The 7,284-nt window shown below is 60.0% G+C and carries 9 protein-coding genes and 1 pseudogene; 6 read left to right on the top strand and 4 right to left on the bottom strand.

Annotated features, from left to right (window positions below; genetic code table 11):
* From ACR0J4_RS14575 to pedF, 4 genes and pseudogenes are all read right to left on the bottom strand, one after another.
* Nucleotides 1-97, bottom strand: a pseudogene (locus ACR0J4_RS14575) ((2Fe-2S)-binding protein); the annotation flags it as partial.
* A gap of 27 nt (nucleotides 98-124) precedes the next feature.
* On the bottom strand, nucleotides 125-664 hold the full coding sequence (locus ACR0J4_RS14570; RefSeq protein ID WP_170643214.1) for an SRPBCC family protein: 540 nt from the start codon (nucleotides 662-664) through the stop codon (nucleotides 125-127).
* 69 nt (nucleotides 665-733) lie between these two features.
* Nucleotides 734-1,630 carry a transporter substrate-binding domain-containing protein gene (locus ACR0J4_RS14565; RefSeq protein ID WP_170643215.1) on the bottom strand — a complete coding sequence of 299 codons (897 nt, stop codon included), beginning with the start codon at nucleotides 1,628-1,630 and terminating at the stop codon, nucleotides 734-736.
* An 18-nt stretch (nucleotides 1,631-1,648) separates the two neighbouring features.
* Nucleotides 1,649-2,329, bottom strand: a complete 681-nt coding sequence (gene pedF / locus ACR0J4_RS14560) for a cytochrome c-550 PedF (protein WP_170549083.1) — start codon at nucleotides 2,327-2,329, stop codon at nucleotides 1,649-1,651.
* Between the two features lie 157 nt (nucleotides 2,330-2,486).
* Between pedF and ACR0J4_RS14555 the strand changes: the two genes are divergently transcribed.
* From ACR0J4_RS14555 to ACR0J4_RS14530, 6 genes are all read left to right on the top strand, one after another.
* Nucleotides 2,487-3,653 (top strand): ABC transporter substrate-binding protein, encoded by a 1,167-nt coding sequence (locus ACR0J4_RS14555; protein WP_170643216.1) that lies wholly within the window; start codon nucleotides 2,487-2,489, stop codon nucleotides 3,651-3,653.
* A 5-nt stretch (nucleotides 3,654-3,658) separates the two neighbouring features.
* Nucleotides 3,659-4,621, top strand: a complete 963-nt coding sequence (locus ACR0J4_RS14550; RefSeq protein ID WP_170747387.1) for a YVTN family beta-propeller repeat protein — start codon at nucleotides 3,659-3,661, stop codon at nucleotides 4,619-4,621.
* Nucleotides 4,622-4,643: 22 nt separating this feature from the next.
* Nucleotides 4,644-5,093, top strand: coding sequence for a cupredoxin domain-containing protein (locus ACR0J4_RS14545; RefSeq protein ID WP_170643218.1), 450 nt, complete (start codon nucleotides 4,644-4,646; stop codon nucleotides 5,091-5,093).
* A complete protein-coding gene (locus ACR0J4_RS14540; protein WP_170643219.1) occupies nucleotides 5,090-5,809 on the top strand; it encodes an ABC transporter ATP-binding protein in 720 nt (239 codons plus the stop codon). Before ACR0J4_RS14545 ends, ACR0J4_RS14540 begins: the two co-directional genes overlap by 4 nt.
* The gene (locus ACR0J4_RS14535) at nucleotides 5,806-6,597 is read left to right on the top strand and encodes an ABC transporter permease (protein WP_170549096.1); all 792 of its coding nucleotides are present in this window, start codon (nucleotides 5,806-5,808) and stop codon (nucleotides 6,595-6,597) included. The genes ACR0J4_RS14540 and ACR0J4_RS14535 overlap by 4 nt, the downstream gene beginning before the upstream one ends.
* A 75-nt stretch (nucleotides 6,598-6,672) precedes the next feature.
* A complete protein-coding gene (locus ACR0J4_RS14530) occupies nucleotides 6,673-7,212 on the top strand; it encodes an SEL1-like repeat protein (RefSeq protein WP_170643220.1) in 540 nt (179 codons plus the stop codon).
* The last annotated feature ends 72 nt before the right edge of the window (nucleotides 7,213-7,284 follow it).

The following is a 7,284-nucleotide window of genomic DNA, read 5'->3' as shown; positions in this document are numbered from 1 at the left end:
TCAAAGACAAATGATCCCGCAAAAAACCAGACAATAACGTCCGACCCTCAACATCACCGCTCACAGACATCCCATTCACAGTCAGCGATATTTTCATCACATTTTCCTCCCTTAAATCCGTAGCTCAACCGCCCAATACGCGCTTGAGCCAGCCCTTCTTTTCGGTTGCCTCTTCCGTTTGTTGTTCCGGTTCAGCTGCCGCTTCGCTGGCGGGGGCCTCTGGCTCGACCTCGACCGCGCTTTGGAAATTCTGAAAGAACTGATCCGCCATTTTTTTGGCGAACCCGTCCACGACACGCCCGCCCAGTTGGGCCAGCTTGCCGCCCACGCGCGCGTCAACATTGTAGGTCAGCAAGGTGCCTTCGGGGACATCGGACAGCGTGACATCTGCTGCGCCCTTGGCAAAACCGGCAGCGCCGCCCTTGCCTTCGCCCGACAATTTCAGGCTTTCCCCGGAAATCATGTCGGACAGGGTCACTTTCCCTTTGAAAGTGGCTTTGACGGGGCCGACTTTCTGCACCACGGTGGCGTCGAACCCGTCCTCGGCGGTGCCGTTCATCTCCTGGCAGCCAGGGACGCATTCGCGCAGAACATCTGCCGACAGCAGGGCATTCCAAACCTCGGACCGTGGCGCGGCTATTGTGCGGCTGTCATGTAACTCCATGTCACTCCTCCAGAGTTTTTTCCAACCTAGGGCGTCGGGGCCGCAAAGCATATGCGACCTTGGGCGTAGTCAGCGAAGTTCGGGAGGGGTATGCGTCAGCCCGTAATCCTCGAAGATTTTGGCGATGCGGCCATCCTGAAGCGCGGCATAGATCGCGTCATCGACCGCATAGCTCAGGCCGCGATAGGCAAAATGCACGGCTACACCGCTGGTCCAGGTGCTGACAGCAAAGCCGGGCAGCGGAGGGGTGTGGATATCCAGATCGGGGGTCAGTCCGGCCTCTAGCTGGGCGCGGGGGCCCATTGCGGCCATCGTTTCACCTGTTGCCAGAGCCTCCATCGCCTGATCTGCGGTTGGGAACCGGCTGACATTCTGCGACAGTTGCCCACCGGGAAAAGACGAAAGGTAGAAATCGGCAATCGAATCGTTTTCAACCGCGACGGTGTCAAATCGGAAATAGGCGGGAACCGGAGGGTCTTCGGGATAGGCATCGCGGCGAAAGGCGATGGCGATTTCCTCGTCATGATATTGGCCGGTGAATACCACCTGTTCGACGCGGCAGGCGAATTCGCTGTCATAAGGAATGTGCAGCATGACATTGGCCACGCGCCCGTTGATCAGAGGACCTTTCCAGATCCAGTTGCGCAGATCGGCCTCTAGGTTTTCTCCCGCTGCTACCAGATTGAACCGAGGCTCGACCCCCAGATCCTGTGCGATCAGCTTGCCGATTTCGATGTCCACGCCCTGTATCTTGCCATCCTCCTCAAAGGACCAGGGCGCGAAGTCTTCGTAGGCAGCGAATTCGATATAGCCGCGCTCGACAATGGTATCGAGATCCGCGCCCACGATATCACGGCTGGCATTCTGGGGTTTGGGTTGGGGCACATGGTCTTCACACCTGGCCAGAGCCGACCCGGCGGACAGGGCGGCGACCAACAGGGAGAGAATGAAATGGCGTCCGATCATGTGCCCCAGTCTGCCGTTCTATTGCGCGGCAGACAATCCGATAGTCAGCTGTTCCGCCGCTTGTGCGAAATCCGGGGCCTCGCCCGAGATCAGCACCGCAGCGCGCAGGGCCACCGAGTCGGCCACAGGCGCGCCTGAGCCGGTTTCGATTGTACCCGCGATCTCGGTCAGTTCGGATTGCAGGGCGGCTGTGTCTCCATCCGCTCCCTCGGCCATAGCAGCCAGCTCGTCGCGGATTTCCTTCAACCGGTCCGAATGATCATCCAACGCGCCGTCGTCTGGGCGGGTTTCGATATAGGTGCGGATGGCCCAGGCGGCTTTTTGGCCCAACAGATCACCAAAGGCGGGCATCTTGGTGATACCGTTCTGGGTATAGCCCTCGCGGAAGCGTTCAATATACCATTCATCGCCGTATTCTTCGGCCTCGAGGTAGCGCAGGTCGGGGGCCAGTCCGCCCGATACGACGCCCAGTCCGTGGCAGCGCGCGCAGTTCTGGTTGTAGCCGGAATCGCCGATTTCGATTGCAGCCTGCCAGACCTCTTCGCCCTGATCGCGATAGGGGTTTTCGATCAGCCATTCCTCGCTCACGTCGGGAAGGGCATCCGTATTTACTGGCTGGGGCGCGACATCACCATGTGCCAGCGCCATCCCCGCTGTCACCGTTGCCGCAAGCGCCGCGCTGTAAAAACCAAGACGCATCTCATCCTCCTATTGAAGCTTTCCCCGGTCATAGCGCAGGCAAATTCATCGCGACATTCGACCTTGGTTGCAGATGGGCAAAATCTGCGACTAAGGTCGAATGGCTTTCCCATTTTCGACCGGCTTTTACTTTTAGGGCCGGGGAGGAGGCGCAGACATGTTTAGATTTTCTTTTGTTCTTGCAGCCTTGGCGATGGCATCCGGTGCTGCGCAGGCCGAGGTTGCGGTTTCAGTGACCTACCTGCAGCAAGAGGTCGAGCGTCCTCCGGTGCTGTCCAACCTCGACCCGATTCCAGAAGACGTAGGCATGGCGGGGGCCGAGCTGGGCCTGGCCGACAACCTGACAACAGCCAAGTTTCTGGGGCACAAATACGATCTGACGGTGACCACGGTGCCCGAGGGCGGGGACTGGGCGCAAGCCGCGCGGCAGGCTTTGGCCAATGGTCCCTTTGTCATTCTGGACGCGCCTGCGCAAGCGCAGCTTGAGGTCGCTGATCTACCCGAAGCGGCGGGTGCGGTGTTGTTCAACGCCTCGGCCCCCGATCTGTCGCTGCGCGAGGACGAGTGCCGTGCCAACCTGTTGCACACCTTGCCATCTGATGTGATGCGCACTGACGCGCTGGCGCAGTTCCTGGTCAAACGCAGGTGGGACGAGATCGTCCTGATCGCGGGCGAGCATCCGGGGGATCAGGCCTTTGCCGAGGCGCTGAAACGGTCTTTGCAAAAGTTCCGGCTGGAGCTGCAAGCAGAAAAGACATGGGTGTTCGATGCCGACCTGCGGCGCAACGCAGCGCAAGAGGTGCCGCTGTTTACGCAGGACTTCGGCGACTATGACGTGCTGCTTGTCGCTGATGAGCTGGACGATTTCGGCCGCTATATCCCCTTCAACACATGGGAACCGCGCCCCGTTGCCGGGTCAGAGGGGTTGCAGCCCGTCACGTGGTCGCGCGTGGTTGAACAATGGGGCGCCGTGCAGATGCAGAACCGTTTTGCCGATCAGGCAGGGCGGGCGATGCGCCCCAAGGATTACGCCGCCTGGGCGGCCTATCGGGCCTTGGGCGAGGCGGTGACGCGTACACAATCAGATGATCCGGCGGTTCTGCGCGACTATATCCTGTCGGATGATTTCGAACTGGCGGGCTTCAAAGGCCGCGCGATGAATTTCCGTGCCTGGAACGGCCAGTTGCGGCAGCCCATCCCGCTGGTCACGGACCGCGCTGTGGTTGCGATGGCCCCCCTCGAGGGGTTTCTGCACCAACGCACCGAACTGGACACGCTGGGCATTGATGAAGCCGAAAGCCAGTGCCAGGCATTTAAGGAGTAACAGCGATGAGACTAGCAGCACTTCTGGCAGCGACCGCGCTCTGCGCTCCGGCCACTGCGGATGAGATCTGGATCAGCAATGAAAAGGACGACACGCTCAGCGTGATTGACATCGAAACGCTTGAGGTGATCCGCACCATTGAGACCGGAGAACGCCCGCGCGGGATTACGTTCTCCAAGGACTACTCGGTTCTCTATATCTGCGCGTCGGATAGTGACTCGGTTCAGGTAATGGACCCCGAAACGGGCGAGATTCTCCATGACCTGCCCTCGGGCGAGGACCCCGAGCAGTTTGTGCTGCACCCAAATGACAAGCATCTCTACATCGCCAACGAGGATGACGCGATCACCACGGTGGTGGATACGGAATCGCGCACGGTGATTGCGCAGATCGACGTGGGGATCGAACCCGAAGGGATGGCCGTGTCGCCCGATGGCAAGATTGCCATCACCACGTCCGAAACCACCAATATGGCCCATTGGATCGACACTGAGACGCAAGAGCTGTTCGCCAATACTCTGGTCGATTCCCGCCCGCGCCATGCCGAATTTCTGAAGGACGGGACCGAGCTGTGGGTCAGCTCGGAAATCGGCGGCACCATCACCGTTTTCGACGTGGAAACCCAGACCGAAAAGGCCAAGATCGAGTTCGAGGTCGAAGGCGTCCACCCCGACCGGGTGCAGCCCGTGGGGTTTGAGTTGTCCAACGGGGATGAGACCGCCTTTGTCGCGCTGGGGCCTTCGAACCATGTGGCGGCCGTGAATGCCGAAACCTATGAGGTTGAAGACTACATCCTCGTGGGTCGCCGCGTTTGGCACATGGATTTCAACGCCGACAAGTCGCTGCTGTTTACCACCAATGGCGTGTCTGGCGATGTGACCGTGATTGATGTGGCCAAGCGCGAACCGATCAAGACGATCAAGGTTGGGCGTTTCCCCTGGGGCGCGGCCTTCCGTCCGACCGACTGACACGATTGAGGAGACTTAAGAGATGAAGCGATTGATATGCGCGGCCGCGATGCTGGCTATGGCTTTGCCCGCTGCGGCTTTGGCCGACGATGATGATGACGACGGCTTTGGTCTGGCCGGTATCCTGTCGGCCAAGAACAAGGAAGACCTGCCTCCGATCACTCTCTCCGCCGGTGTGCCATTGGCCGAGGCCCCGTGGGAGCTGAAATCCGGCACCTACTATGAGTTCGAAATCCAAGGCGATGGCAGTCAGGAACTGGCTCTGGTCGGGCCAGAGTTCTTCCGCGCGATCTGGGTGGACGAGATCGTGGTCGGAGGGCTGGAAATCCGGCCTCTGGGCGTCGATTCCGTTGAGTTTGACGAGGCGGGCGAGATGGAAATAGGCTTTGTCGCGATCAAGCCGGGCAGCTACTATCTGAAAGTGCCGGGCAGCACCGGCGAAACGCAGCGGCTGGAGATTACCATTAAGTGACAGGGCTTTCGGTCCGCAGTGTAAGCTACGCCTATGGCGACAAACGCGCCCTGGATGACGTGAGCTTTCACGTCCCGCAGGGCGCGTTTTGCGCGTTGCTGGGGCCTAATGGCGCGGGGAAATCGACGCTGTTTTCCCTGCTGACCCGCCTGTTCACCACCGCGCAAGGGGTGATTGAGGTGGCGGGGTTTGATATCTCGAAACAACCCCGTCAGGCCTTGGCGCAGATCGGAGTTGTCTTCCAGCAGCCGACGCTGGATCTGGACCTGACGGTTCATCGCAACCTCAGCTATTTCGCCGCTTTGCATGGCCTGTCAGGTCGCACAGCCGAGAGCCGCATCGCCGCCGCTTTGGAACGTCTGGATATGGCCGAGCGCGCAAGTGAACGGACCCGCGATCTGAATGGAGGCCACCGCAGACGGCTGGAGATTGCGCGTTGCCTGATCCACGCGCCCTCGGTCCTGTTGCTGGACGAACCGACGGTGGGGCTGGATGCCGCCGCGCGAAGTGCCATCACCCAACATGTGCATGATCTGTCAGCACAGGATGGGCTGACCGTTTTGTGGGCCACCCATCTGACCGATGAGATCACCCCCGACGATCAGCTTGCCATCCTGCATCGGGGGAAGATGCTGACACAAGGCACCTGCCGCGACATCACCGGCGACCAAACCCTGCAACAGGTGTTTTTGTCGATGACCAGAGCCGCCACATGACCGGCGCGCTGATCGCCCTGCGCGCGATCCTGATCCGCGAGGCGCTGCGCTTTGTCCGCCAACGAAGCCGGTTCATCGCCGCTTTGGTTCGCCCGTTGGTCTGGCTGATTGTCTTCGCCGCCGGGTTCCGTGCGGCCTTGGGCCTGTCAATCACGCCGCCCTATCAGACCTATATCACCTATGAGATCTACATCGTGCCGGGCCTGTGCGGCATGATCATGCTGTTCAATGGAATGCAAAGCTCCCTCAGCCTTGTTTATGACCGTGAGATGGGATCGATGCGGTTGCTGCTGACCAGCCCTCTGCCGCGATGGTGGCTGTTGTTCTGCCGCCTGCTGGCCAGCACCACGATCTCGATTCTGCAGGTCTATACCTTTCTGGCGGTTGCCGCGATCTACGGGATTGATATGCCTTGGTACGGATATCTGTGCGTCTTTCCCGCACTGATCATTGCCGGGCTGATGCTCGGCGCTCTCGGTTTGGCTTTGTCCTCGGCCATCAAGCAGCTTGAGAATTTTGCCGGGGTGATGAATTTTGTCATCTTTCCAATGTTCTTCCTGTCCTCGGCGCTTTACCCGCTTTGGAAGATGGCCGAAAGCTCGGCCCTGTTGCGTGATATCTGCGCGCTCAACCCCTTTACCCACGCCGTTGAGCTGATCCGCTTTGCGCTCTATGGTCAGTTCAACGGCCCGGCCCTTGGCTGGACTATCCTTGCCGGACTGGCCTTTCTGGGCCTCGCGCTGTGGGGCTACGACCCGGCCCGCGGCATAAAACGCCCCGGTCGCTGAGCCGTCTACGACCATGGCAGAGGTGAAATGTGCCCCCCGATGCGCTAGAATGCCTTTCAAACGGAGGGTTCTTTCATGATCCGTATCGCATTTGCACTACTGTTTTTGGGCACAGCCGCCTCGGCGCAGACGGTCGAGGATGAGTACGGCACGCTCAACCCGCAGGACACGGGCTTTGGCCGCGTCATGAGCAATATTGACAATGGCGTCACCGATATGACGACCTGTGCGACCGGCTACTACATCACCAAATCCGGCCGTCACGAGATGGCGCGCAAGCTGTTCGAAAGCTGCGCCAATGCCGGGTATACCGGCGCGATGACATGGATGGGGCAGTTGGACAATAACGGGCTGGGCGGAGACTACGATCCCGATGCCGCCGCCGCATGGGACAAACGCGCCGCTGATCTGGGCGATCCGGTGGGCAAGTTCAACTACGGCCTCAACCTGCTGCGCGGCCACGGGGTGGCGCAAGACCCAGAGCTAGGCCGCTTCTATGTGGATGAAGCCGCAAGCGACGGCCTGAAGATCGCCAAACGTCTGCAAGAGTCTGGCTATGATCCAAACGAGGTCACGCCGGACGCAGATGAGTGGAAATACGCGCCACTATTCTGAGCTGGGTGCGCTGGAGTAGCCGAACACTGGAAAAGGCACGGGCGCCCGATGGTGCAAGGTTGCCCAAATCGC

It is taken from the genome of Ruegeria sp. B10 (assembly GCF_056539825.1).
Note: the sequence above shows the minus strand (reverse complement) of the source record. Positions and strands in the feature narration are given on the sequence as shown.

Bases quoted from the DNA above. Each gene is read 5' to 3' on its own strand.
- pedF (WP_170549083.1), bottom strand. From the start codon at position 2,329: ATGCGTCTTGGTTTTTACAGCGCGGCGCTTGCGGCAACGGTGACAGCG.
- ACR0J4_RS14565 (WP_170643215.1), bottom strand. From the start codon at position 1,630: ATGATCGGACGCCATTTCATTCTCTCCCTGTTGGTCGCCGCCCTGTCC.
- ACR0J4_RS14555 (WP_170643216.1), top strand. From the start codon at position 2,487: ATGTTTAGATTTTCTTTTGTTCTTGCAGCCTTGGCGATGGCATCCGGT.
- ACR0J4_RS14535 (WP_170549096.1), top strand. From the start codon at position 5,806: ATGACCGGCGCGCTGATCGCCCTGCGCGCGATCCTGATCCGCGAGGCG.
- ACR0J4_RS14570 (WP_170643214.1), bottom strand. From the start codon at position 664: ATGGAGTTACATGACAGCCGCACAATAGCCGCGCCACGGTCCGAGGTT.
- ACR0J4_RS14530 (WP_170643220.1), top strand. From the start codon at position 6,673: ATGATCCGTATCGCATTTGCACTACTGTTTTTGGGCACAGCCGCCTCG.
- ACR0J4_RS14545 (WP_170643218.1), top strand. From the start codon at position 4,644: ATGAAGCGATTGATATGCGCGGCCGCGATGCTGGCTATGGCTTTGCCC.
- ACR0J4_RS14550 (WP_170747387.1), top strand. From the start codon at position 3,659: ATGAGACTAGCAGCACTTCTGGCAGCGACCGCGCTCTGCGCTCCGGCC.